Source organism: Mesotoga sp., assembly GCF_035363035.1.
Lineage (GTDB): Bacteria > Thermotogota > Thermotogae > Petrotogales > Kosmotogaceae > Mesotoga.
In genome coordinates this window covers 1-23,597 of sequence record NZ_DAOSEH010000021.1, presented here as the reverse complement: position 1 = coordinate 23,597, position 23,597 = coordinate 1, and the positions used below count along the sequence as shown (strand labels likewise).

Annotated in this window: 26 protein-coding genes and 1 tRNA gene; 25 read left to right on the top strand and 2 right to left on the bottom strand. The window is 50.3% G+C overall.

Annotated elements, in window-relative coordinates; genetic code table 11:
• Positions 1-2: 2 nt before the first annotated feature.
• Both PKX57_RS05195 and PKX57_RS05190 read right to left on the bottom strand, forming a co-directional pair.
• The gene (locus PKX57_RS05195) at positions 3-446 is read right to left on the bottom strand and encodes a nuclear transport factor 2 family protein (RefSeq protein WP_213922745.1); all 444 of its coding nucleotides are present in this window, start codon (positions 444-446) and stop codon (positions 3-5) included.
• 123 nt (positions 447-569) lie between these two features.
• On the bottom strand, positions 570-2,876 hold the full coding sequence (locus PKX57_RS05190) for a penicillin acylase family protein (RefSeq protein ID WP_472416287.1): 2,307 nt from the start codon (positions 2,874-2,876) through the stop codon (positions 570-572).
• A 245-nt stretch (positions 2,877-3,121) separates the two neighbouring features.
• Here PKX57_RS05190 and murA point away from each other — a divergent pair, with 245 nt between their 5' ends.
• The 25 genes from murA to PKX57_RS05065 form a co-directional block, all read left to right on the top strand.
• A complete protein-coding gene (gene murA / locus PKX57_RS05185; protein ID WP_214075108.1) occupies positions 3,122-4,390 on the top strand; it encodes a UDP-N-acetylglucosamine 1-carboxyvinyltransferase in 1,269 nt (422 codons plus the stop codon).
• Positions 4,391-4,502: 112 nt separating this feature from the next.
• Complete coding sequence (locus tag PKX57_RS05180) at positions 4,503-5,426, top strand: radical SAM protein (RefSeq protein ID WP_472416285.1); 924 nt, start codon at positions 4,503-4,505, stop codon at positions 5,424-5,426.
• On the top strand, positions 5,423-5,776 hold the full coding sequence (locus tag PKX57_RS05175; RefSeq protein WP_213922857.1) for a hypothetical protein: 354 nt from the start codon (positions 5,423-5,425) through the stop codon (positions 5,774-5,776). Before PKX57_RS05180 ends, PKX57_RS05175 begins: the two co-directional genes overlap by 4 nt.
• On the top strand, positions 5,773-6,021 hold the full coding sequence (locus tag PKX57_RS05170; RefSeq protein WP_213922838.1) for a hypothetical protein: 249 nt from the start codon (positions 5,773-5,775) through the stop codon (positions 6,019-6,021). The genes PKX57_RS05175 and PKX57_RS05170 overlap by 4 nt, the downstream gene beginning before the upstream one ends.
• Positions 6,021-6,296, top strand: a complete 276-nt coding sequence (locus tag PKX57_RS05165; protein WP_470745807.1) for a monovalent cation/H(+) antiporter subunit G — start codon at positions 6,021-6,023, stop codon at positions 6,294-6,296. The genes PKX57_RS05170 and PKX57_RS05165 overlap by 1 nt, the downstream gene beginning before the upstream one ends.
• Positions 6,293-6,982: a hydrogenase subunit MbhD domain-containing protein gene (locus PKX57_RS05160; protein ID WP_213922839.1), complete on the top strand. Its 690-nt coding sequence runs from the start codon at positions 6,293-6,295 to the stop codon at positions 6,980-6,982. The genes PKX57_RS05165 and PKX57_RS05160 overlap by 4 nt, the downstream gene beginning before the upstream one ends.
• Before the next feature lie 5 nt (positions 6,983-6,987).
• Positions 6,988-7,659, top strand: coding sequence for an MnhB domain-containing protein (locus PKX57_RS05155; RefSeq protein ID WP_213922859.1), 672 nt, complete (start codon positions 6,988-6,990; stop codon positions 7,657-7,659).
• Positions 7,656-8,012: an NADH-quinone oxidoreductase subunit K gene (locus PKX57_RS05150; RefSeq protein WP_213922840.1), complete on the top strand. Its 357-nt coding sequence runs from the start codon at positions 7,656-7,658 to the stop codon at positions 8,010-8,012. The genes PKX57_RS05155 and PKX57_RS05150 overlap by 4 nt, the downstream gene beginning before the upstream one ends.
• Positions 8,009-9,448, top strand: coding sequence for a proton-conducting transporter transmembrane domain-containing protein (locus tag PKX57_RS05145; RefSeq protein WP_472416283.1), 1,440 nt, complete (start codon positions 8,009-8,011; stop codon positions 9,446-9,448). The genes PKX57_RS05150 and PKX57_RS05145 overlap by 4 nt, the downstream gene beginning before the upstream one ends.
• Positions 9,449-9,482: 34 nt before the next feature.
• Positions 9,483-9,558, top strand: a tRNA-Trp gene (locus tag PKX57_RS05140).
• 290 nt (positions 9,559-9,848) lie between these two features.
• Positions 9,849-10,967 (top strand): ABC transporter substrate-binding protein, encoded by a 1,119-nt coding sequence (locus tag PKX57_RS05135; protein ID WP_213922842.1) that lies wholly within the window; start codon positions 9,849-9,851, stop codon positions 10,965-10,967.
• A 69-nt stretch (positions 10,968-11,036) separates the two neighbouring features.
• The gene (locus tag PKX57_RS05130; RefSeq protein WP_213922843.1) at positions 11,037-11,927 is read left to right on the top strand and encodes an ABC transporter permease subunit; all 891 of its coding nucleotides are present in this window, start codon (positions 11,037-11,039) and stop codon (positions 11,925-11,927) included.
• Between the two features lie 10 nt (positions 11,928-11,937).
• Entirely contained in the window at positions 11,938-12,900 is a 963-nt protein-coding gene (locus PKX57_RS05125) for an ABC transporter permease subunit (protein WP_213922844.1), read from the top strand.
• A 12-nt stretch (positions 12,901-12,912) separates the two neighbouring features.
• The gene (locus PKX57_RS05120; protein WP_213922845.1) at positions 12,913-13,671 is read left to right on the top strand and encodes an ATP-binding cassette domain-containing protein; all 759 of its coding nucleotides are present in this window, start codon (positions 12,913-12,915) and stop codon (positions 13,669-13,671) included.
• Positions 13,672-13,673: 2 nt separating this feature from the next.
• Positions 13,674-14,390, top strand: a complete 717-nt coding sequence (locus PKX57_RS05115; RefSeq protein WP_470745806.1) for an ABC transporter ATP-binding protein — start codon at positions 13,674-13,676, stop codon at positions 14,388-14,390.
• 1 nt (position 14,391) lies between these two features.
• Positions 14,392-15,642 (top strand): lactate racemase domain-containing protein, encoded by a 1,251-nt coding sequence (locus tag PKX57_RS05110; RefSeq protein WP_472416281.1) that lies wholly within the window; start codon positions 14,392-14,394, stop codon positions 15,640-15,642.
• Complete coding sequence (locus tag PKX57_RS05105) at positions 15,639-16,892, top strand: LeuA family protein (RefSeq protein WP_169699186.1); 1,254 nt, start codon at positions 15,639-15,641, stop codon at positions 16,890-16,892. The genes PKX57_RS05110 and PKX57_RS05105 overlap by 4 nt, the downstream gene beginning before the upstream one ends.
• Positions 16,889-17,938 (top strand): butyrate kinase, encoded by a 1,050-nt coding sequence (buk, locus tag PKX57_RS05100; RefSeq protein WP_472416279.1) that lies wholly within the window; start codon positions 16,889-16,891, stop codon positions 17,936-17,938. Before PKX57_RS05105 ends, buk begins: the two co-directional genes overlap by 4 nt.
• A gap of 9 nt (positions 17,939-17,947) precedes the next feature.
• Positions 17,948-18,859 carry a phosphate acyltransferase gene (locus PKX57_RS05095; RefSeq protein WP_213922850.1) on the top strand — a complete coding sequence of 304 codons (912 nt, stop codon included), beginning with the start codon at positions 17,948-17,950 and terminating at the stop codon, positions 18,857-18,859.
• 6 nt (positions 18,860-18,865) lie between these two features.
• Entirely contained in the window at positions 18,866-19,696 is an 831-nt protein-coding gene (locus tag PKX57_RS05090; protein ID WP_213922851.1) for a TIM barrel protein, read from the top strand.
• Complete coding sequence (locus tag PKX57_RS05085; protein WP_213922852.1) at positions 19,693-20,421, top strand: FCD domain-containing protein; 729 nt, start codon at positions 19,693-19,695, stop codon at positions 20,419-20,421. The genes PKX57_RS05090 and PKX57_RS05085 overlap by 4 nt, the downstream gene beginning before the upstream one ends.
• Positions 20,418-20,717: an SAF domain-containing protein gene (locus PKX57_RS05080; RefSeq protein WP_213922853.1), complete on the top strand. Its 300-nt coding sequence runs from the start codon at positions 20,418-20,420 to the stop codon at positions 20,715-20,717. Before PKX57_RS05085 ends, PKX57_RS05080 begins: the two co-directional genes overlap by 4 nt.
• Positions 20,718-20,728: 11 nt before the next feature.
• A complete protein-coding gene (locus PKX57_RS05075) occupies positions 20,729-21,907 on the top strand; it encodes a UxaA family hydrolase (protein WP_214049974.1) in 1,179 nt (392 codons plus the stop codon).
• On the top strand, positions 21,904-23,007 hold the full coding sequence (locus tag PKX57_RS05070; RefSeq protein WP_472416277.1) for a M20 family metallopeptidase: 1,104 nt from the start codon (positions 21,904-21,906) through the stop codon (positions 23,005-23,007). The genes PKX57_RS05075 and PKX57_RS05070 overlap by 4 nt, the downstream gene beginning before the upstream one ends.
• Before the next feature lies 1 nt (position 23,008).
• On the top strand, positions 23,009-23,597 hold a 589-nt coding region (locus PKX57_RS05065; RefSeq protein WP_472416275.1), incomplete at its 3' end, for an Ldh family oxidoreductase.

Genomic DNA, 23,597 nt, shown 5'->3' with positions numbered 1-23,597 from the left:
ACCTATCCGAAATGTTTTCTCATGAACTTTCTGTAAGGCTTTCTGAATGCCGGGATGTTGTCGAAGATATCGCCCCACAGGTCGTAGTAGTCTCTCTGCTCGACGATTTTGCCCCTTTCATTCAAAGAAAGGCGGCTCGCACCGTATATCACCGAAGTCCTAGTCTTTTTGAAGAGAATTGTCATCTCCCACTCCACGAAGACCGTTCTATCTTCCATTACGACTCTCAAGATGGCCATCTTCAGCTCTTTCGATCTCTCTGCAAGCCTTTCTGTCATCTTCTTGAATTCTTCAAGCCCTCTGATCTCTTGAATTGTGTCTCTAAATAGAATGTTCTCATCGTAGTAGGGCAAAATATGCGACCAATCGGGTTTTCCTTCTGTGTTGTAAGTTTTTGACCATAACTCGCGTATTTGATCTGCACTTTCTATAACGAATTCATCCATAATTACCTCGTTAACTAAAAACTTCTGCCTTTATATACGGGCAAAAAGCCGGTTTGATTCTCTTGCTTATTCATGGAGTGTTATACTGCCAGAACATGCTTGATTCTGTTATCACCCGAGTCCCTATTCCTTTGTTTCAGTAACATACGGGTAGAGCGTTTCAACAGATTGGGAATATATCATGACTTCTTCCCGGCTCAAGGGAGCCGGACGGGTCTCTCCGGCGGCCCATAGTTCCACCTGATCGAAGAAATGAGGACTTCGCGGATCCTCGGACACTCCGGGCGGTAGGAATGCGCGGGAGTTGTCTATATCCGAGAGATCAACCACTTGAGTATATGAATTTCCTAACTGCGACCAGATGGTGTTTGCCGATGTAGCAGTGAGATAGGGCATATATCGATTCGCGTCCGGGTATATCGATGGAAAGCCTTCAAGATTAGCCTGATAGATCATCACTTGCGGCCTTTTCTGAGAGACGCTTTCCCGGATGCCGGCTACGGCAGTTTCGAGAACCTGATTGACCCAGATTGTCACCTCTTCCTCGTCTGGCAACGTCCCAGATCTTTCAAACTCCGCCAGGACAGAACGAAGGAGGTAAATATTGCCGGCGTGGCCTCCACCGTATTTCGAAGCAAGAAGAGCGGTAGCTGTATTACTCCTGAGGCTGCGGTGCATAACCTGGACGAGAGTCTCGGCAAGATCAGAGACCCTGCTGTTTTCTATCAGGCTATAATCCCAGCCATCGAAGGCGCTTAGAAACCTCGAAGAATTCTGTGAAAGCGAGTTCCTCTCAAACAAAATGGCCGCGAGAATCAGAAACTCACGGGCTATTGCCGAAACATTATCCCGGTGAATCTCTGAAAAGTCTGTAAAAGTGAAACCATCTTGATCATTAAGCAGCTCGTAAAGCCTCATACTTCTGGGGTTATGGCCGGTTCCTCCGGTACCAATCGTGAGAGAATATGGATACCAGGCGCCCACAGGCAGGTGGTTTGCACTGGCAACGAACCCTGTAGAAGGATTTAGAACATGCGGAAGCTCTTCAAACGGTACGTAACCATTCCATTCCTCGTCACCCGTCCAGCCGATCTGGGGAAGCCCGGGCCTTCCAGAACGGATCGGAATTGCCGCGGCTGTATAGTATCCGATGTTGCCCGATACATCCGCGTACACAACATGGAGACCGGGGAACATGTAATTGCCCAATCCGCAGGTGAACTCTTCCCAGTTTCTCGATCGCATCATTGATAACATTCCCGTTATAGGTGTCTTCAGCTCTTGGGTGGCGACGTATTTCAACGAGAAGTGTTCCGCAGGTCTCGCCCCATTGAGAAACGCATCGACAAGGGGTCCATGAATCGTTCTGTTGACAGTGATTTCAACAGGTTCTTCATCGCGAATATCGATCACTTCGGTATAAGACTGAACCGGATACCAGTTCTCTTTGAAGAGGAAGCTGGATCCATCATCATCGAGCCTCTCTTGAAAAAGGTCGCTGTTGTCGGAACCGAGTGCAGTTGCTCCCCACGCGAGATATTCGTTCCAGCCTATAAGGAACCCCGGTGAACCTGCGACGCAAATTCCTCTTACGTTGTAGTTGCCGCCGCTAAGATGTATTTCATACCAGAGAGAAGGAAGCGTGACCGCAATTTGAGGGTCGCTCTCAAGAAGAGGACTTCCTGTAAGACTCTTGCTTCCTGAGATCGTCCAGGCATGACTGGCCTTCAATGAATCCCACTCTAGCCAGGCACTCAACTCATCCAGTTTTTCGTTTTCCATTAGACGGCGGTATGTATCGGGATCGGTGCTAATAAAATCGGCTTCAGTTACTATTGCGGCGAAATCATCTATAACAACGGGATCTTGAGTCACTCCGCTCCGCAACCGTTGCTCATAGCTGCGGAGAGCTGTCACTTCGTTTTGCCATGACCTGTCAAACCTCTCGGAGATGCGCATCCACACTGCGATGCTATCGGCAACTGTCCATGGTTCTGGAGTGATTCCGGCTTCATAGAAAGCAGGATTCAGATCGTCGAGATGAGTCTCCAGATAGTAGTTCACTCCACCGGCGTAAGCTTCGAGTATAGTCTTTGTCTCACCCTGTAATTGGTCGGCAATTTTCTGTGCGTGTCTGTAAAGTCCGAGTGTACGCATAAGTTTATCCGACTCCAGCCAGTCCTTACCGTAGATTTCGGCCAGTCTTCCCGCAACTTTTCGCCGGGAAAGCTCCATTTGAAACATGCGATCCTGGGCAGTGGCATAACCCGCTCCGAAAAAGAGTTCCGAATCCGTTTCCGCGTAGACATGGGCGACTCCCCAGTAATCACGAACTATCTCGATCTGACCGCCAAACAATCTGGCTGGAGAAGAGACGAAAGATATCAAAACGAAGATCGCCAGTAACCAGAACACTGTTTGCTTTCTCATGTCTGCCCCCCTGGACTCATCATCTGGAGTTACCTTACAATTATAGAGCGCTTTGCTCTGAACCTGATGTTCTTCACGGAGACAGTTCTTTTTTAAGTTAAAGTTCATATGTTGAGAATCTCATACCAACCATGGTTCGATTACGCGAGATTTCCCGCGAATCTTTTTCAAATGTGTTTGCCCGGGCTCTGATAGAATAATACTGTGGTCATTCTTTTTCTCATAGAGAGATTGGAGGGTTACGGATGAGTCAGCTGGTAGTTACTGGGAACACGAGACTTACTGGAGAGATAAGGGCAAGCGGTTCCAAGAATTCGGTTCTTCCAATCCTTGCCGCTACGGTGATGATAGAAGAACCCGTTGTGATAAAAAACGTTCCCGAGCTCAAAGACGTGGAGACCATGATCTCCATACTTCAGCAGATAGGAAAGATCGTTACTTTCTATAACGAGACGGTAACCGTGAAACCTGGCGAGGTTCTCATAGGATCGGTGCCGTACGAACTGGTAAGTAAGATGAGGGCTTCCTTCAACGTTATAGGCCCTCTGGCCATGATCTGTGGCTGGGCCAGAGTGGGCAAACCCGGAGGTTGTAACATAGGTCAAAGGCCGGTTGATTTTCACCTCAAAGGACTGGAGGCTTTTGGCTTCAAGATCACGGAGGAACATGGCGATGTTCTGGCCATGATACCTTCGGAGTTCAAGAAAGAGATAATCTACACGCTTCCCTTCCCGAGTGTCGGAGCCACCGAGCAGTTGATGACAACGGCCGCCCTGATGAACGGGACCCATGTGATAATCGAGAATGCCGCCCGCGAACCGGAGATAACCGATCTCCAGGGCTTTCTAAACTCCTGCGGCGCGAGAGTCAGCGGCGCTTCAACCCCAACTATAGAGGTGTACGGAGTTTCCAGTCTTCACGGGGGCGATTACAGCGTGATTCCCGACAGGATCGAAACAGGGACCTATCTCCTTGGCGCATTGACTACAAGGGGAGATGTCACCATAACGGGTGCCAGGTACGATCACATAATCTCTCTGATAAGCGTACTGGAAGAGATGGGGGCCGGGGTGGAGAAGGGGAACGATTTTATCAGGGGCTTCTGGAAAGGACCGTTAAAACCGGTCACCGTTTCTTCAGAGCCTTACCCCGGTTTTCCAACGGATCTCCAGCCGCTCCTCACGAGCGTTCTCACTACCGTGGAAGGGACCTCTATTCTCGAAGAGAACGTGTTTGAAAACCGTTTCGGTTATGTTGACGAGCTCAACAGAATGGGGGCAAGGATAAAAGTATCTAGCAGGCAGGCCTTCATAATCGGTGTACACAGATTAAGCGGCGCAGAAGTGGTGGCCACGGACATAAGGGCCGGCGCGGCTCTGGTCATGGCAGGTCTGGCAGCCGACGGCGAGACGACCATAAACAACGTGACTCACATATTCAGGGGCTACGAGCGGTTCCAGGAGAAGCTGAGCAGGCTAGGAGCAAAAATCGCTTATTATCCCGACGATCGGTGATCTTCAATCGCGGCCGGGTGCAATAACCGGAAGAGAATTGAGAAGTCCCGATGCCGCGTATCAATCACTGGTGAAGGTGTTTTGCTGTTTTGTATATCAGGATGGTGTTCGATTGAACGGGCAACGATTAGACAAAGTCAGGAATGCGATTTCGATTGTGGAAGAGCGCATGCTTTCGTGCGATCTCTGCCCGAGAAACTGTAGGGTAAACAGATACGAGACGGCCGGCTTTTGCAGGCAGTTTGCCGATCCCAGGGTTTCGGCGATAGTTTTGCACTTCGGCGAGGAGCCGCCTCTGGTAAAGGATGGAGGGGCGGGAGCTGTTTTCTTCAGCGGCTGCACCATGAGCTGCATATACTGTCAGAACTTCGCCTTCAGCCAGAAAAACAACGGCAGAGAGATTTCCGCCGAACGGCTCGGAGAGGCTTTCTTGAACGTAGAAAGGGAAGGCGCCGTCTGTCTGGATCTGGTAACTCCCACGCCGAACTTCTACGGATTTCTCAGGGCTTACGAATACGCCCTCGTAAGAGGTTTTTCACTTCCGATTGTCTTCAACACCAGTGGTTATGAAAAACCCGATACCGTGAAACTGCTGGAAGGTGTTGTCGACATTTATCTTGCCGATATAAGATACACCGACGACCAAATAGGGAAGAAATACTCCGGCGTTGCCGACTACTGGTCGGTCACCAGGAAAGCGATCAAAGAGATGTTTTCCCAGGTCGGCTCTTTCAAAGATGAGGAAATGAGAGGCGTGATAATCAGGCATCTCGTTCTTCCTGAAAATCTGGCAGGGACCCAGGAGATGGCCGAATACGTCGCCTTCGAACTTTCGGCCTCCGTTCCCATATCGCTAATGTCGCAGTACAGACCCGTTTACAGGGCGCGTGAGTACCCCGAGATATCCAGAAGGATCACGCAGGAGGAATACAACGACGCGCTCGAGCTTTTAGACAATTACGGTTTGACAGGATGGATGCAGCACTTCGATCTGGAAGAACCGTTCCGTGCCAGGCCGGTCGGGTGGGATCAATGATATTCTCGATTTCTCTGTTTCTCTGGATAACCTTTTTTGGAAAGATCACGCCGGCGGCCTTGATCTCGGGTTCCATCGTTTCAGGCTTCGTCCAGTACATTTCCTCGAAGCTTGTTCCGAAGGGCCCGTCTGTCAGAACGGCTTTCAAGATTCTCCTGTCGTTACCCCCAGCCATTTTCCAGTCTTTCAGGCTTCTTTTCTCCAAACCTGTCTTCACGGTCAGGGCCGAAGAGATACCTGAAAACCGAATCGAGGAGTTCGGCAAGATCATTTCGGTGACGATGACTCCGGAAGAAATAGTCGTTTCCAAAGATAGAGAAGGTTTTCTGATCCACGAGGTGAAACGTTGATCTTCTACATAACGATGTTCTCCCTTATGGCTTCCATAGCCATGCTGGTATGGTTTTCGGCCGGACAGGACCCGTGGAGATTGCTCATAGGATATTCGTCCATCTCCACCAGGCTTCTCGTTGGGATAGTCTTTATAGAACTGGTGACACAGGTCGATTTCATATCCGGAGTTGCCCTGCTTTTTCTAATACTAAATACCAGCGGTACGATAATCGCGGCGTATTATCTGGGGGTGCGTAGATAATGGAAATCGCGGGTTGCGTTTTTCTCTTTGTCGGCCTTGTTTTCGTCGTTGTAGGGACCCTGCGCTCGGTAATCGCCCACACAATAGTCGCCACATTGCACTTTTTAACGATTGCCGACACCGTCGGCCTGATTTTCATAATCGTCTCGGCCTTTTTCTTCGGCTGTCTCTCGATAATCGAGACGATAGCTTTTGTGGCTGCACTGATGGTAACCGGTCCGCTGGTCACTCACGTTATCGCCCGCGCTTATATCAACTCGGAGGGAGAGAGATGAATACCGTAGTGATCATGATCGGAGCCCTCTATCTGTTGAGTGCTGTAATAGTCGTAGCTTCTAAGAGCAGCTTCCAGGCAGTTATCTGGTTCGGAATAATGGGTTCGCTCTCGGCGATCGTCATGCTTCTGGCTGGAGCCCCGGATGTGGCGATGACACAGTTCACGGTGGGCGTTGCTCTTGTTCTGATAGTTTATATTATGGCCTTGAAGCGTCAGAGGAGGGTGCGGCTGGGTTTCGTGAACGTTCCCTCGATGATCGAGATCGGTTCGGGCGGTCTGAAGGGGCTGGAATGGGAGATCATGAAGAGAATAGACGAAAAGGAAGGTTACCATATAGAGGCGGCGGCCTTTGAAAGCAGAGAAACTGCTATCAAGGCGGTCGAAGAACATGAAATAGATATCCTGTGCGGAGCCTTCACTGAGGAAGAACTTTCCGGTAGCACCCGGGGTATCGCTTATCTTGAAACTTCGATCTTCGATTTTGAAGGAGTCGAAGTGGATTTCGTGAAGCTGAAGCAATTGAGCAGAAGTTCGGTTTCACCACGGCCCGTCTTTTTGAAGAAGAGCAATTACGTTTTTGTCGTCTCAAAGAGTTCCGGTGATCTCGCCGAAGCTCTTTCCAGCGATATAGAGAATATGACTAAGGAAGGAAAGATGCAGGAGATAGTGGGGCGATACCTGTGAAGGCCATGAAGATTCTGGGTGTGATCGCTGCGGCGGTGATTTTCCTGTTTGTGGTCCTTCAGGCAAGAATCGATCTGGTTTTTCCCGAAGGGCTGGAAGAGATAATCGAGCGTACGAACATTCCAAATGCCGTTACAGCCATTTATCTGGAGACACGTCTGTACGATACTATTTTCGAGGTCATCGTCTTCAGTATCACGGCACTCGGGGTGACGACGCTCTTCAGCTCGCTTCCAAGGAGCGCTGAAGGAAGTCAGCAGGTCTTCGGCTCGGTTACCGTTTACAGCGGAGGTCTGGCCGCGCTTTCAGTAACGCTCTTTCTGTATGTGGTGCTGGAAGGACATATCAGCCCGGGTGGAGGCTTCGTGGGGGGAGTCGTTCTCGCCACCGGGATAGTTACCTATGGATTGACATCGAACTTTGCGAAGGCCAACTCCCATTACGATAGGTTCAAGATCAAAATAATGGAAAATGCCAGCCTTTTGATAATCTTCTCGCTTGTCTCTTTCATCGTTTTCTTTCCGGAAACGCACGCCAGGTTGCTTGCCTCAGGAGAGTTTGGAGAGGTGCTTAGCGGCGGATTGATCCCGGTTCTGAATATTCTGATCGGCATAAAAGTCTATGCCGGAGCGTGGAAGATGTCGAGCGAATTTATAAACAGGCGGGGTACTTTATGACGGGAAACATTATCTTTTACATTTCCGTGGCCGGCATGCTGGTTGGAACGATAGGTATGACCCTTTCCCGGAACATCATTAAAAAGATACTCTCTCTGGGAATCGTGGAGACATCTATAAATACACTCTACACCGGCATCAGTTCGAGAAAGAGCATTATACCGCCGATCGTGAACGGAGATTTTTCCATCGCTTACGCCGACCCGGTACCGCAGGCCGTCATAATAACCGGTATCGTAATATCTTTCGCCCTTCTCTGCCTGTCGCTGGTCTTCGCGATAATTATCTACAACAAATATCACACCATGGATATCGGGACCATTGAATCGAACTTCGAGAGGGAGAAAGAATGATCTTCACGATCTTTCTGCCCGTTCTGGGTGGAATAATCTGTCTCATATTGAGAGAGAGGAGACGACTCTGCGCCGGTGTGGCGCTATTTGCAACGATAATCAACGGAAGCTTTTTGCCTTTCAATCTCTTCGAAGAGTTCGGTATGAACCTCGGGAACTGGGGAGAACTTGGCATAAGACTGACCATGGATGATCTCGCCATACCTTTCATGCTTTCCACTTTTCTGGTGATGCTGGCGATTACTCTTAACTCTCTGAGGAAGAATTATGATGGCTTCTTCTATAGCCTGATCCTCATCATGTATGGCACATTGAATTCGATCTTTCTTTCGAGAGATCTTTTCAACGTCTTCGTTACCGTAGAGCTGGTATCGATCATCTCCTTCATACTGATCTCCTACGAGAAGAAAGGCCGCCAGGCATGGGCCAGTCTGAAGTACCTTCTCCTCTCATCGCTCGGGTTGAATTTCTTTCTGCTGGGGATAGGACTGGTGTATATGGAAACCGGCTCGTTCGCCATGGAAGGGCTGAACCACGTTTCAAGTATCGCCTCGATTTTGATATTCGGAGGACTGGCGGTGAAGTCCGGCCTCTTTCTCTTTTCCATGTGGCTTCCCGACGCCCACTCCAACGCGCCGGTAGAAGTTTCGCCAATCCTCTCGGGTCTGGTCGTGAAGATCGATGTCTATCTCTCCATAAGGTTCGTCCAGTACGAGTCTTTCGGGTGGCTGAAAGACGAGTTCGTGTATATAGGTATATTCAGCGCGATTGCCGGTATTATCTTAGCCGTGAACTCCAAAGATGCCAAACGTCTTCTAGCCTATTCCACCATTTCGCAGGTGGGATTTATGATGGTTACCTGTGACAAGGCCTCTTCGTGGCACGGCTTCAGTCATGCTGTCTTTAAAACACTTCTCTTCCTCGTTGTCGGAAATGTATCCACGAGGCTCGGAACTAAGGAATACAGAGATTGGTCGGGAAGGATAACCCGCATAGAGTACCTTTTTCTTCTGGTTGGCTCGCTGGCAATTTCCGGCTTCCCGATGACATCCGGTTGCGTTACCAAAGAAGTGATAATGCACGACGCCTGTTGTCCCTGGTTGAAGGTTCTCATGATGCTTTCGTCCGTCGGTACGGCCATGATCTTTTCTAAATTCATCTTTTTGAAGCCCTCCAAAGAGACGGGCAGCCTCCCCATCGGTACGCTCGCAGCCTATTCGATTCTCTCGGTCGCCATAATAGTTCACGGAATCGTAGGCTTCGAGATCTACATGTTCGAATCACTTCTGATGATCGCGGCCGGTGTTGGCTTGTATTTCCTGTACAGGAAATTCATGAGGCCTCTGCCTGTCTTTTTTGAAAGGATCGACAACTCTCTGGCGATCTATCTCATCATGTTTCTCTTTTCAATTGGATTCGTAATTTTTTCCACTTGAAAAGGGCGGTCAATTCGTCTATAATCGTTTTTGTAGGCGAGTAGCTCAATTGGCAGAGCGACGGTCTCCAAAATCGTAGGTCGGGGGTTCGAGGCCCTCCTCGCCTGCCAGAAAAAGAGAGGATTTTTCCTCTCTTTTTCATTTTTCATCGAGTCTTACCTATTGCTTCTCCACTTGTGTGGAAATTGCATCGTTTTCATAAGAAAAACTCAGTTACTAACCTTTAATCGTTCGAGATCATCCAGGATTTTGCCAGATCGGTTCTCAAAAGGTTGAGCGATTTATAGAAATCATGGTACACTTTGCATGATGTATAATGCATCATCTTAATGAATTCGCAATTTTAGATTCTTTCCGTGAGAACGGGGTACAACCTTACCCCAAATATGGAGGTGTTTGAATGAAACTGAACAGGGTACTTGTGCTGGCAATTGTCTTGCTTCTGGGAGTCGCAGCTCTGGGTGCAACTATAAAAGTTGCTCTTGTAGCTCCTTTCACAGGTTTGGGTTCGATTCTGGGCGATTACATCAAGATGGGTGCGCAGCTGGCTCTCGAAGAAATCAACGCCGCCGGCGGTATCAACGGCGATATGCTCGAAATGATTGTCTATGACGATGCCGCCAATCCCAGTACCGCCGCAAACGTTGTTAGAAGAGCGCTCTTCCAGGATAATGTAGTTGCGGTATTTGGACCGAACATGAGCAGTGCAGTCATTGGAGTCCACCCGCTGGCCCAGCAGGCGAAAATCCCCATGCTTGTCGGAGCTACTTCTCCATCCTTCAGGTACACAAAGATTCCCAACGATTTCCTTTTCCGCTTGAGAGCTGACGACGAAGTGAAGGTTGTCCAGCTTGTCAAATACGCCGTTGAGGTTCTTGGTATCAAGAAGCCCGGTGTGATTTACGGCTCGACGGATTATTGCCTTGCGGCTCTAGAAGTAGCGAAGGTGGAGTTCCCCAAGTACGGAGTGGAAATTGTAGCGATGGAACAGATCAAAGAAGGCGACAAGGATGCCACAGGTCAGCTTCTTAAGCTGAAAAACGCCGGTTTCGACGGTCTTATCGGTCTGACTCACGAGTCGGAAGCCGCCGTAACGGTCAATCAATTAAGGCAGCTTCAGATCGATGTGCCCATTATAGGTTTCTCGGCGTGGGGAGTTCCGGCCTTCACAGATCTAGCTCCCGAAGCGGCGATCGGTGTTTACTCGGTCCAGGGTTTCAATCCCGTCGATCCCGATCCGGCAGTCGTCGCTTTTGTTGATGCTTACAAGGCAAGATGGGACGGTAAGGAGCCGAGCGATCCCGCACAGGCGTACTACGACGGAATGTATCTTCTGGCAGAAGCGATCAAGAACGTTGGAACCGATGGCACGAAGATAGCCCAGTACCTGGCGACAAAGGCAAATATAGTCGGTGTCCAGGGAGAACTTAAGTGCGATGAGCACCACAACTTCACCAACGTTTGTCTGATCTCTCAGTTCGACGGAAAAGACTGGAAGATAATCAACAAGATGTTCTAAGCCTCTTGGCGAGAGGGAGGCAAAGGGTCTTCCTCTCGCTTTTATTTATCCAGACAAGGAGTGTGAATGATGCTTCAAGACATTCTCCAGAATATAGTTTCAGGGGCTTCAATAGGCGCTACATACGGGCTTGTCGGGCTGGGCGTTGTTTTCCTCTGGCTGACGATCTCCAGGATCAACTTCGCCAATATCTCATCGGCCATGCTGGGAGCCTACCTTTTCTATACTTTCTATACGATGGTCAATCTGGGGTTCTTTCTCTCTTTCGTTCTGTCCGTAGGCGTAATCGCGCTTTACGGGATCGGCCTCCGGGCCTTCATATATGAACCTATAAGGAAGAGGGGAGGAGGAAGACTGGAATTTGTAGTTGCAACGTTGATGCTTTGCACTTTCTGGCTCAATTTGATAATTGTGACCTACGGGGCTCTTCCGAAACCCTTCCCACCTGTGTTCGGCGGCAACAAAGACTTCATCACGATCGGTAGCGTCAGGATTCCGACACTTTACCTGAATATTTATCTGGTGATCGCTGTACTGATGGTACTGATCTACTTTATTCTGAACAAAACTCTTATAGGAAAATCATTCCGCGCCGCGGCTCAGAACAGAGAGGCCGCAGCTCTTATGGGAATAGATGTTAAAGTTACCACTTCACTCTCATTCATCATGGCGACATGTGTTGTGGGAATCGCAGGTATACTTCTCGCTCCCATCTACTTCGTATCTCTTGAACTGGGCGGAGGATCGATCGGGGTAAAGGGCTTCGCTTCGGCCGTTCTCGGCGGTCTTACCAATCCTTACGGAACGATACTCGGAGGGATCAGCCTGGGACTTCTCGAGAATTTCTCGACCCTCTATATATCTTCGACTTACAGAGATATCATATCCTTCTCTGTTCTCGTTGCCGTGCTCATACTGAAGCCTTCCGGAATCTTCAACTGGAAGAGCAAGAAGATATAGGAGGCGTGAGATGAAGAAGCTGTTATTTATCGCGGGAGCGATCCTTGTAATAATACTCTTTCCGATCCTCAACAAGAATATGTACCACCTGTATCTGATGAACAGGGCTCTGATTCACGCCATCCTCGCGACGGGCCTCGTCTTTCTCACCGGATTTGCGGGTCAGATCTCTCTCGGACAGGCCGGATTCTACGCGATCGGCGCCTACAGTTCGGCATATTTCACGGTAAAACTGGGTATGCCCATACCTGTAGGGATCATCATAGGAATTGCCATAAGTGTTCTGGCAGGTTTTTTGTTGAGCATTCCCTCGTTTAAGTTGAAGGCCTTTTTCCTCTCGCTCGTTACGATCGCCTTCGGACAGATTGTGTGGATGCTGGTTATAAACCTTACGCCAATCACGGGCGGTCCTTACGGTTTCTTTGGAATTCCCTTCTATTCGGTTGGCAATAATATGCTCTCCTTCGGTCAGGTCTTCTGGCTTTTTGGAGCTCTGCTCATTCTCTGTGTTTATATAATGTTTAGAATAAAGCATTCCCACTTCGGTAGAGCGATGCTTGCGATGAACGACGATGACGTAGCGACGGAGAGCTGCGGCATTTCGACGAAGAGACTGAAAATTGCGGCTTTCGGTTTCGCCGCAGGCCTTGCAGGTCTTGCAGGGGCCCTCTACGCACATCTGGCCGGATTTCTCTCTCCCGAGCCGTTCACGTTTTTCGAATCTTCCAACTTCGTGGCCATGGCCGTTGTCGGAGGTTTGAGGCACATGAGCGGCGGAGTCGTGGGCGGTATAGGCTTAACGCTTCTCCCGGAGTTTCTCAGGTTCGGTGGCTGGGAAAACTATTATCTGATGGTCACTTCGCTGATTGTCATAGTGGTAATCATCTTCATGCCTATGGGGCTGGGACCGATAATTGAAAACCTGTTCAGGAAGATCTTCAGGCTGAAGAGAAGCAACACAAAGACGTTGTAAGGTGGGGTGGAAATGGACATACTTAGAACGGAAAACATGACCAAGAGCTTCGGAGGGGTAGTCGCGAACAACAACCTCTCCATAGGAATCCCCGAAGGCAAGATTACGGCCCTGATCGGTCCTAACGGTTCCGGTAAAACGACATTCATCAATGTCGTCACGGGCGTACACCCCATCACCAGTGGGAAGGTCTTTTTCAAGGACCGGGATATCTCCGGTCTGGATGTCAATGTTATAAGCAGAATGGGTATCGCCAGAACTTTCCAGAAGATTCGTCTGTTTGAGAATCTATCGGTTATCGAAAATGTTCTCGTCGCGAGGAAGCCGTTCTACAAATCCGGTCCCATCAGCGTGGTTCTCAATACCCCGAAGTTCAAGAGGGAAGAAAAGGAGAACAAAGAGAAGGCCTTAGAGCTTTTGAAACTTGTGGGACTGGAAGACAGGGCCTACGATTCTCCAACGGGTATGGCGTACGGGTTGAGACGGTGTCTCGAGATAGCCAGGGCACTGGCGCTGGAACCACAGCTTCTCTTCCTCGACGAACCGGCCGCCGGAATGACCAGGGACGAATTCAAAGTGATAATGGATCTGATGATAATACTCAAGGAACGCGGAATCACGACTCTTCTGGTGGAACACACTATGGACTTCATAAAGGCCGTGGCCGACTGGGTATATGTGTTGAATTTCGGTCAGGTTATCGCGCAGGGAAAGTTCGAAGAGATCGAAAGGGACCCGCTGGTCCTGAAAGCCTATCTGGGGGAGGAATGAACATGTTTTTACTGGAAACCAGAGACCTATCGGTCTCTTATAACGAAGTTCCCGCTCTCAGAAAAGTCTCTATAAAGGCCGCGAAGGGCGAAGTTGTCTCTGTGCTGGGTCCAAACGGAGCGGGGAAGACAACTCTGCTGAAGAGCATATCGGGACTCGTGCCTTGCGAGCCAGGAAGCAAGGTTTTCCTCAACGGAGAAGAGATCCAGAATCTTGCTCCGCACAAGATCACGAGACTGGGTGTAATTCACGTTCCCGAAGGGAGGCAGGTTTTCGCCGAGCTGACGGTTCAGGAAAACCTCGAAGTCGCCGCGACGAGGGTAGGCCTGGCAAAGGCCAGACCCAACATCGAAAGGGTCTATGAACTCTTCTCCGAGCTGAAGCCGAGAAAGGGGCAGATGGCAGGAACTCTTTCCGGCGGGGAGCAGCAGATGCTCGCAATAGGCAGGGCTATCGTTTCCGAGCCGTTGATAATGATGATCGACGAGCCGTCGATGGGTCTGGCGCCGGTTATTGTGAAGAGGATATTCGAAACCTTGAAGAAATTCGTAAAAGACACCGGTCTGACTATGCTCATCGTGGAACAGAACGCAAAACTTTCCCTGCCAATGAGCGACAGAGTATATATAGTCTCTCAGGGTCAGATAAAACTTGAAGGAAGCGTCGAAGAAGTGAAAAGCGACGAGAAAATAAGAGAAATGTACTTCGGTGGCAAATGAAATGCTTGTAGAACTTGATTATACGACAGGAGAGAAACTCGGGCTGGAGATTACGGCTGGCAGTCTTCTCGCACCGTTGAAAATCACGACTGGGAAAGGGGCTCATAGAGATCTCGAAAGCTCGCTTTCGACGGCCGACAACGTCGATCTGTACACTATGGCGCGCGAAGCCGGCAGGATCGTCTTCATAGTGGAGGATCATACGAGACACTCGCCGGTTCTCGGGACGCTCGGGCATCTAAAATTCGAGTTTGGAAGGCGGGCGATTCCGTGGGACAGGGTGAAGCTTCTAGTCGCCACCGGTACCCACAGGAAGATGACTAAAATCGAACTTGTCGAGAAATTCGCCAGCTTCCTGGCCAATACCGAAATAATACAGCACGACGCGGCTGACGGCGTCGAAATGAAGGATTTTGGAAACTACCTGGATGTTCCGTTGAAAATCAATAGAAACGTGGAGAGCGATCTGCTGGTCGCGATTGGTTCGATAGTGCCCCACCGCTTTTCGGGGTGGTCGGGCGGCGCAAAAATGGTAGTGCCGGGAGTAGCTTCATACGAGACGGTCTTCCAGTCTCACAGAATGGCAATTCTGAACAGCTCGGCCGATGTCGGCGTCGTCGAAAACGAGTTTCGAGATCTCATAGACGAGACGGGTTCCAGAGTCGGCCTTGATTTCATCATCAATTATTATTACGGTATAGACGGCTCCGTTATGGGCTGCGTTTCGGGCGACCATATAACGGCACACAGAAGGGGTGTCGAACTGGCCAGAAACGAATTGCTTCGTGTCTTCGAGCGCCGGTCGGACATCACGGTGATATCATCCTATCCATCGATCACGGATTTCTGGCAGGGAGGAAAGGCTCTCTACACTGCCGACCTTATAACCAAGGACGGCGGAGATATTGTAATGGTGTCGCCCCTAAACGAGGGGTTCGGCGATCATCCGGCATTTGCGAAACTCCTAAGGCTAAAGAGCGCCGAGATTCTCGAGGAACTGGACGGAATGACCGCTCAGGATCCGCTGGCCTACGTCGCCGCCTACGCCGTCAAGAATATAATGGAGAGAAAGCGTGTCCACATCGTGAGCCATACCGCTTACCGGTCTATGTTCAACGAAATCGGCCTGTCGGTGCACGATGACCTGCAAAAGACTATTGATAGTTTAAAGGCGAAGGATAGAGAAATAGTCGTGCTAGAAAACTCATACATTCTACCGCAAGTAGAAACGACAATGGAGGTAAAGTTATGAAACCTAAGGATCTCGATTACATGCCGCTGAACGGCACGGAATATTTCGACGGCTCAAAATGGGTATGCCCCATGAACTTCGAGAAGGCAATCAAAGGTGAAAATGCCAGAGATAGTGTATATATACACGATGTCACGCTAAGAGACGGAGAACAAACCTGTGGATTGACCTGGAACGAAGACCAGAGAGTGCGAATAGGTGTAGCTCTCAACGAACTCGGAGTTAAATCTATCGAAGTAGGCATGCCGGTGGTCTCCGACGAAAATAAAAGGGCGATCAGAAGGCTCGTGGATATGAACCTCACCTCGGAGATAGTGCCCTTCGCAAGGGCTATGAAAAAGGATATCGACGCTTCTTTGGAGTGCGGAGCAAAGAGAGTGGTGGTAGAACACGCCATAAATCCTTACGACAACGAATACGTGTACGGAGTATCGGCCGAAAAGGTTATAGATAGAGTCGTCACGGCTATCGGGTATGCGAAAGAACAGGGGATGGTACCTACATTCATGGGCTGGGACACGACCCGTTCGACTTTCGACTACGTATTTAAGGTTTTTACAGAAGTGGCAAGGCAGGCCAAACCGGAAAGCATAGTCTTCGTCGATAGTTTCGGCGTGGCCTCACCGTTCACAATAGAGTTCGTCTTTACCGAACTCAGAAAGGCGATACCGGATATTCCTCTGGAATTCCACGTTCACAACGAATTCGGACTGGCCATGGGCTCGGTTTTTGCCGCCGTAAGGGCCGGAGCTGCGGGTATCCACAGTTCGATCAACGGTTTGGGCGAGAGAACGGGAAATGTCGCAACGGAGGAAGTGGCTGCCGGTCTGAAATTGCTCATGGGTATCGATACCGGGGTTAACCTTGAAAAGATCGCCTATACTTCGAGACTGGTGGAAGATATCTCGAAAATACCCGTCGCCAACAACAAACCTGTAGTCGGCAAGAGGCTCTTCTGGGTCGAGTCCGGCATAGTCGTTGACGCCATAGACAAGTTGAATGAGGCCGGAATCGAACCGGCCATGACCCCTTATTTGCCATCTCTTGTTGGTATGGGCGAGATTCAGGTGAAGCTCGGAGCCTTCAGTGGTCAGGCGAGTATCAAGTACTGGTTGAAGAGACTTGGAATAACCTGTAGTGATGATCAGCTCGAAGAACTTACGGAGATAGTCAGGAAAGAAGGGAGAATTAGAAACGCCGTTCTGGAGATCGAAGAATTCAAGAAGATTGTGAGTGATTACCTAGGATGAGTTGCTATATACTCGTTATCAATCCGGGCTCGACATCGACGAAGATAGCCGTCTTCGACGGTGAGAGGGAGGTTTTCAGAAAGACGTTGACACTCCAAGAGAATCAACTCGATCTCCCTCTCTTCCCCGAGCAGTATCTCATAAGGAAAGGGCAGATACTCCGCGCACTGGTCGATTCAGGGATAGAATCAAAACAGTTGTGCGCCATTGCGGCCAGAGGTGGAAGACTAAAACCGTTGAGTTCGGGAGTTTACAGAATAAACGATCAGATGTTGAAAGACGCGAGGGCTGGTCTTCAGGGTGTTCATCCGGCTAACACCGCAGTTGTAATCGCCTCGGAAATAGCTTTCGAGAACAGTATAGAGGCTTTCACTGTCGATCCAATAAGCGTCGATGAAATGGCCGACTGGGCAAAGATCACGGGTATCAGGGATATAACGCGCAACTCGCTATCGCACGCTTTGAACATGAAGGCGATAGCCAGGAGAGCCGCTTCTCAGCTGGGAAAAAGTTACGAAGAGGCAAAGATAATAGTGGCCCATCTCGGGGGAGGCTCCTCCGTGAGCGCCCACCTTCAGGGAAGAATGGTGGATCTTTACAACAGCGACAAAGAAGGACCTTTCGCCGTGGAAAGGGCCGGCGCCCTTCCCACCCACGAACTGGCCGATTTCGCCCGCTCGCGTGACGATTACCTTCATCATCTGGCGCATGCCGGTGGCCTTTATTCGCATTTTCAGACCAGAGATGTGGAAAAAATCGTGGAGATGGCTCGCGGAGGCGATAGCCGCGCAGTTGTCGTTCTTCAGGCTTACATCTATAATATTGCGAAGTACATTTTCAGTTTGCTGGCCGTTTTCGGCGGGTACCCCGATGCTTTAGCCCTCACCGGTGGCGTCGTGAAATCGGAATTCGTAAGGGCGGCCCTGCTAGAAAAGCTCGGAAAGGGATTCACGGTCTTTCTCTTTCCAGGCGAATTCGAAATGGAGAGTCTCGCGTCGGGGGTTTACAGGGTGATAACCGGTCGGGAGAAGGCGCTAGAATATTGAGGTGGTACGATGCAGATTAACTCGCTTTCACAGATAGTATCAAAGGCCAGGCAGAGCGGTGGAAAGGTTGAAGTGCTTTGTGTCCAGCCATACGACGACTCTACCCTGAAGGCTCTCGGTAGTTTGAGGTCGTGGGGAGGGGGTATAAAACTCACTCTGTTTGGAAAGAGAGAAAAGATAGTATCCAGCGAGTATTGCAGGGGCCTGGAAGATGTCGAAATAATCGAGGGCGATACCGAAGAGATCAACACCGCCAGGGCGATAGAAACGATAAGGGCGAACAAGCCGGCCGTTCTCATGAAGGGGCTGGTGAATACCGCCGTCTTTCTGAGAGTTCTTTTCAGAAGTGAAAGCGTGAAAGCGTCGGGTCGTCTCGTAAGCCACGTTTCCTGTCTCGAAGTACCCGGGTTTGAAAGACTTCTCTTCATAACCGACGGCACGGTCAACGTGAATCCAGATCTGAAAACGAAGATAGGCATAGTGGAAAACGTTTGTGAGTTCGTCAGATCTCTTGGCTTTGAAAAACCAAAGATAGCGGTTATAGGGATAAACGAGAGAATCACCCAGTCCAATCAGGATCTGATAGACGGAGCCGTGATCGCAAAAATGTCGGAAAGAGGCCATTTCGGCAATTGCTACATCGATGGTCCCATGCCTCTGGATACCGCGCTTAGCAAAGAGGCGGCCGTCAAGAAAATGATTCTCTCTCCGGTAGGGGGAGAAGCCGATGTACTGGTCTGCTCGAACCTCGAGTCGGCCGCGAATCTCATAAAGGGACTGGTTCATCTGGCTCACAGTAAGACAGCCGGATTGCTTCTCGGTGCCGGATTCCCCGTAGTACTGACCTCCAGGAGCGATTCGAGCGATTCGAAGGAGATCTCGCTGGCGATGGCCGTCCTGAACGCGACCGGGGGAGTGTGAGGCTTCATGAGACTGGCCTTCATGATCGCAAACGAAGATGTTCCATCCGGAGCCAGGGTTACGGGTCTCACCGGTTCGCTAGAAGAAAATCTCGGGCAGCTCAAGAAAGCCGGATTCGACTTTTTCGAGCTGATGATAGCCGATCCGGCCCGTGTAGATGTCGAGAAACTCCGTTTCCTGGAGAGAAAAACGGAAACCGGGATCTCCTTTCTTTGTACCGGCGAGATGGCCGGAACGATGGGGATGGCCCTCAACAGTCCGGAGAGTTCGCAAAGAGAGAGGGCTCTATCTGGATTGATAGATGCGGCAGAGAAGGCGAAGGCGCTGGGCGTCAACCTTAATATCGGTAGATTGAGGGGAACTGTGTGGGAAGACGGACCGGAAAAGTCGCTGGAGCGATTAAAGAGAGCCCTGAGGGTTGTAGATGAATATGTGTCCAATAACCTGCCGGGTCTGTCGATCCTCATAGAGCCTTTGAGAAGAGATATCTGTCCTCTGTTGAACAGTTGCCGGGAAACATACGAGTTCATTTCTTCGAGCGGGTTGAAGAACTTCGCAATACTTCTCGACTCGGATCACTTCGATCAGCGATCCGACCCGGAGTATGTCCAAGAACAGATAGGAACCATAAAACACGTTCATATAGCAGACACCATGCATGAGCCGCCCGGAAATGGAAAGATAGATTTCGAGAAGTTCCTGAGCCTGCTCTTCAAGGCTGGTTACACGGGAGATATCAGCGTGGAAGTCTTTTGCGGCGCAGAACAGTACGAAACCTTGAGAGATAGCTACAGGTTTCTGGGCGAGCATTCCCGGTTCTGGGAGGGATTACGATGACTGGATCCGACGGCAGCCGTTTCCATGGAATTCAACAACAGGTTTACAGATCTATTTTGAAAAGTATAGTCGAACTTGAGATACCGCCCGGCAAAAAATTAACTATCGGCCGTCTCAAAACCATCTACGGTGTCTCGTCAACACCTGTTCGAGGCGCTCTCTACAAGTTGAAGGAGGACGGTTTGCTAATGCTGGGGCCGTCGAAGAGTTTCTATGTCAAGGAGATAAACGAGGAGGAAGTGAGAAAGCTTTTCTACGTAAGGATCGAACTCGAAAAGCTGGCGCTGAGAGAATCAATCGACTCGGTTGATATGACGGCCATTTCAAATCTGATAATAAGAATGCGGAAGCACCTTTCCAACCGCGAAGAAACTATGGAAAACGTTCCTTACGACATCGATTACAAACTCCACAGGCTAATACTGGATAATTGTGGCAACAGCTATCTCATAGACATAATGCAGAAGATATCGATACTCATCACCAGGATGAGAAACGTCATCAAGTACTATTTGCCACAGCAGCAGAAGGACTGGATCATATGCGAGATGGAAGAACACCTGGAGATAGCGGAGGGGATTCTGGAGGGCAACTTAAAAAAAGCTGAAATGGCTCTCGACAGTCATTTGAAGCACTCAATGGATATAATCTGCTCGATCCTCGGGTCTTCGAAAGTTGATTACAAGACGGCAACCAGCTTTTTAGAATTGGAGGCAAAGGTATGAAGCAAGCGATTTTGCTTTCTCAAAACGATAACGTGGCGACTCTTCTGGAAAGAGCGGAGCCGGGTGAAACGATCGAGATAAAAGGTACCGGTCCAGCGGGAAAGATCGTTTCCAGGAACTCTATACCTTCCGGTCACAAAGTGGCCGTGAAAGACATGATGCCCGGAGACACGGTGATAAAGTACAACAACAGGATTGGAATCGCGACCGACGAAATATATGCGGGACAGCACGTTCACGTCCACAACGTCAAAAGTGCCAGAACGGAATCCGGTAAAGGAGGTGAACAGGCTTAAGCCGTTACTATATGCAGAAAACTATAAAGGGTTACATAAGAAAGGATGGAAGTGTGGGTTTCCGAAACTACGTGTTGATACTTCCGAGCGTTATCTGTTCATCGAAGGTCGCCGAGAGGATAGCCTCGTCGGTACCTGGCTGCGCGGTCGCCAGGCACAACCAGGGCTGTGCGCAACTGGGAGAGGACTTTCACCAGACCCGAAGAACGCTAATAAACACCGCCCTCAACCCGAACGTGGCGGCAGTGATCGTTATAGGCCTGGGCTGTGAAAGGGTTTCGCCCCACGAACTGAGAGACCTGATCGCCCAGGCGGGCAAACCGGCCGAGCTAATAATGGTACAGGAGGTTGGCAACGGTGAAGCCATAAGATTGGGGAGGGAAAAGGCCAGGGAGTTCGTGGCCGAGGTTTCGAAGATAGAGCGACAGAGTGTTCCGCTTTCGGCACTCACGATCGGTGTCGAATGCGGCGGTTCGGATTTTTCGTCGGGACTGTCCGCAAATCCCGTAGTCGGACAGGTGGCCGACCTGGTCTGGAAAAACGGCGGTCGGGTGATTCTCTCGGAAACCACCGAGCTCGTGGGGGCCGAACATCTCCTTTTCGAACGCATGAGCGACGACTCTCAGAAGGAAAGATTCACCCGCATGCTCGAGAGGATGATCAACGAGAGCAGAAACAACAGCCGCGACATGGTCGATAGAGAAAATATTCCAAACAACATATCGCCGGGAAACGTCAGGGGAGGGCTTACCACTCTGGAAGAAAAATCTCTGGGAGCCATGATAAAAGGCGGCAAAGTGCCTATCGTGGGAGTCAAAGAGTACGGGGAGAGCATAGAAGCGACTCCCGGTCTTTATCTAATGGACTCTCCCGGGTACGATGTGGAGTCCGTGACGGGAATGGTCGCCGGTGGCGCCAGCATCATACTCTTCACTACGGGCCAGGGAACGCCGACGGGAAATCCGATCGCTCCGGTGATAAAGGTTACCGGTAATCGCGACACGGCCATGAAAATGAAGGACAGCATCGACTTCGATTGCAGCGCGGTGATTTCCGGAGAAGAGACTCTTGAAAAGAGCGGAGAAAGGCTTTTCGATATGGTGATCGACGTTTCCAACGGAGCGGAAACCAGGTCGGAACTCCTCGGACAGGACGACTATTCTATATGGAATGTCGGTATAAAGCTATGATTCCCGGTAAAGACGAGCTGGAGAGGATCTTTCTTGAAATGTGTAAATACGATACTACCAATCCTCCCGGCAACGAAGAATCTCTGGCTCTGTTCATAAAGGAAACGCTGGGGGGTTACGGTGTAAACTGCACGATTCAGAGAGTCGGCGACGGACGGGTGAATCTTCTCGCGAAAATCGACAGGAACGGCGGGCTGCCTTATCTGCTTTTCGCCGGACACATGGACGTGGTTCCGGCCGCTTCTGGATGGACGGGCGATCCCTTCAAGCCCGTCGTTGAGAATGGAAGGGTGTATGCCCGTGGATCGGCCGATATGAAGGCCGGCCTCTCCTCCATGATGGCGGCTTTCATCGATCTTTCCTGCGATGAACGATTCGGGGGAAATCTGGCCTTTCTCGCGACGTGTGACGAAGAAGTTGGCTGCAGCGGAGTGAAAAGATTTCTCGAAGAAAACACGCTCGAAATAACCGGCGCACTGATCGGCGAACCCACCTCGATGAGACTGGCGAGTGGAGAAAAGGGAGCGGTCTGGAGCGAACTGAATTTCAAAGGTAAATCGGCGCACGGTTCACAGCCTCAAGAGGGAATAAACGCGGTACTCCTTCTTATTGACGCCTATCAAAGGATTGCCGGTGAACTAGGTGGCATAGAAGGCCTGACGGTTAGTCTGAACAAGGTATCGGGAGGTTCCAAGGAGAACACCGTTCCGGATTCCGCCAGCTGCGTTCTGGATATACGTTTTATGAGCAACATCTCGCCCCCGGAAGTCACCGGAGTCATAGATAAAGTCCTCTCGCGGTTCGAAGGCGCCGGTCAGAAGGTTCTACTAACACGCAACCCTTTCAGCTCCTCCGGCAGGTTGAGCGATTGTGTCCGCTCCACCCTCGTAGAGATTGGGAGAGAGCCGGAACCACTGACAATGACATACTTCACCGACGGAGCCTTCATAGCCCCCTCCGGTATCGAGACCGTGATACTCGGACCGGGAGCGGCCAGCATGGCCCACAAGGCCAACGAATACGTCGAGTTGGAAGAGATCCATATCGCAAGAGAGATTTATGGGAAGATCGTCAGAAATTTCTTTCAAGGATGTGTCTGAGATGGATATGACAGTAATAGACAGCCCGTCGCTGAGAAATCTATGTGTGGATATTCTGGTTGCCGAAGGTTTCGGGCAGGATGTTTCGGCCGATATCGTCGATGTGCTTCTGGAGGCAGACCTCAGGGGAATACCCTCCCACGGGGTCGCGAGACTCAGGCGATACATAGACGAGAGAAACGCCGGCCACATAAAACTGAATGAAACGCCTTCGGTAAAGTACGAAACCCCCCTCTCGGCCGTGGTGGATGGCAGGGGAGGGCCCGGGCAGAGCGTTTCAAAATGGGCTATGAATCTGGCCATAGAGAAGGCCGGAAATAACCTGGCGGGATTCGTTTCCGTACGAAACTCTAACCATTACGGCATAACGGCCTACTATTCAGAGATGGCGCTCAAAAGAGATATGATAGGGATAGCCATGACCAACAGCTACCCTCTGGTGGTGCCAACGTTCGGAAGAGAGGCCGTTCTCGGGACTAATCCCTTTTCCATAGCCATCCCCGGTTCCAGGCATCCCTTCATACTGGATATGGCGACGAGCGTAGTGACCAGGGGAAAACTCGAAGTGTACGATAGACTGGCAAAAGTAA

Excerpts from the sequence above, each read along its gene's own strand:
- PKX57_RS05090 (WP_213922851.1), top strand. The coding sequence starts at position 18,866 with ATGAGACTGGCCTTCATGATCGCAAACGAAGATGTTCCATCCGGAGCC.
- PKX57_RS05095 (WP_213922850.1), top strand. The coding sequence starts at position 17,948 with ATGCAGATTAACTCGCTTTCACAGATAGTATCAAAGGCCAGGCAGAGC.
- PKX57_RS05075 (WP_214049974.1), top strand. The coding sequence starts at position 20,729 with ATGCAGAAAACTATAAAGGGTTACATAAGAAAGGATGGAAGTGTGGGT.
- PKX57_RS05175 (WP_213922857.1), top strand. The coding sequence starts at position 5,423 with ATGATATTCTCGATTTCTCTGTTTCTCTGGATAACCTTTTTTGGAAAG.
- PKX57_RS05150 (WP_213922840.1), top strand. The coding sequence starts at position 7,656 with ATGACGGGAAACATTATCTTTTACATTTCCGTGGCCGGCATGCTGGTT.
- PKX57_RS05080 (WP_213922853.1), top strand. The coding sequence starts at position 20,418 with ATGAAGCAAGCGATTTTGCTTTCTCAAAACGATAACGTGGCGACTCTT.
- PKX57_RS05125 (WP_213922844.1), top strand. The coding sequence starts at position 11,938 with ATGAAGAAGCTGTTATTTATCGCGGGAGCGATCCTTGTAATAATACTC.
- buk (WP_472416279.1), top strand. The coding sequence starts at position 16,889 with ATGAGTTGCTATATACTCGTTATCAATCCGGGCTCGACATCGACGAAG.
- PKX57_RS05130 (WP_213922843.1), top strand. The coding sequence starts at position 11,037 with ATGCTTCAAGACATTCTCCAGAATATAGTTTCAGGGGCTTCAATAGGC.
- murA (WP_214075108.1), top strand. The coding sequence starts at position 3,122 with ATGAGTCAGCTGGTAGTTACTGGGAACACGAGACTTACTGGAGAGATA.
- PKX57_RS05105 (WP_169699186.1), top strand. The coding sequence starts at position 15,639 with ATGAAACCTAAGGATCTCGATTACATGCCGCTGAACGGCACGGAATAT.
- PKX57_RS05165 (WP_470745807.1), top strand. The coding sequence starts at position 6,021 with ATGGAAATCGCGGGTTGCGTTTTTCTCTTTGTCGGCCTTGTTTTCGTC.
- PKX57_RS05110 (WP_472416281.1), top strand. The coding sequence starts at position 14,392 with ATGCTTGTAGAACTTGATTATACGACAGGAGAGAAACTCGGGCTGGAG.
- PKX57_RS05120 (WP_213922845.1), top strand. The coding sequence starts at position 12,913 with ATGGACATACTTAGAACGGAAAACATGACCAAGAGCTTCGGAGGGGTA.
- PKX57_RS05155 (WP_213922859.1), top strand. The coding sequence starts at position 6,988 with ATGAAGATTCTGGGTGTGATCGCTGCGGCGGTGATTTTCCTGTTTGTG.
- PKX57_RS05160 (WP_213922839.1), top strand. The coding sequence starts at position 6,293 with ATGAATACCGTAGTGATCATGATCGGAGCCCTCTATCTGTTGAGTGCT.
- PKX57_RS05145 (WP_472416283.1), top strand. The coding sequence starts at position 8,009 with ATGATCTTCACGATCTTTCTGCCCGTTCTGGGTGGAATAATCTGTCTC.
- PKX57_RS05190 (WP_472416287.1), bottom strand. The coding sequence starts at position 2,876 with ATGAGAAAGCAAACAGTGTTCTGGTTACTGGCGATCTTCGTTTTGATA.
- PKX57_RS05115 (WP_470745806.1), top strand. The coding sequence starts at position 13,674 with ATGTTTTTACTGGAAACCAGAGACCTATCGGTCTCTTATAACGAAGTT.
- PKX57_RS05085 (WP_213922852.1), top strand. The coding sequence starts at position 19,693 with ATGACTGGATCCGACGGCAGCCGTTTCCATGGAATTCAACAACAGGTT.
- PKX57_RS05135 (WP_213922842.1), top strand. The coding sequence starts at position 9,849 with ATGAAACTGAACAGGGTACTTGTGCTGGCAATTGTCTTGCTTCTGGGA.
- PKX57_RS05070 (WP_472416277.1), top strand. The coding sequence starts at position 21,904 with ATGATTCCCGGTAAAGACGAGCTGGAGAGGATCTTTCTTGAAATGTGT.
- PKX57_RS05195 (WP_213922745.1), bottom strand. The coding sequence starts at position 446 with ATGGATGAATTCGTTATAGAAAGTGCAGATCAAATACGCGAGTTATGG.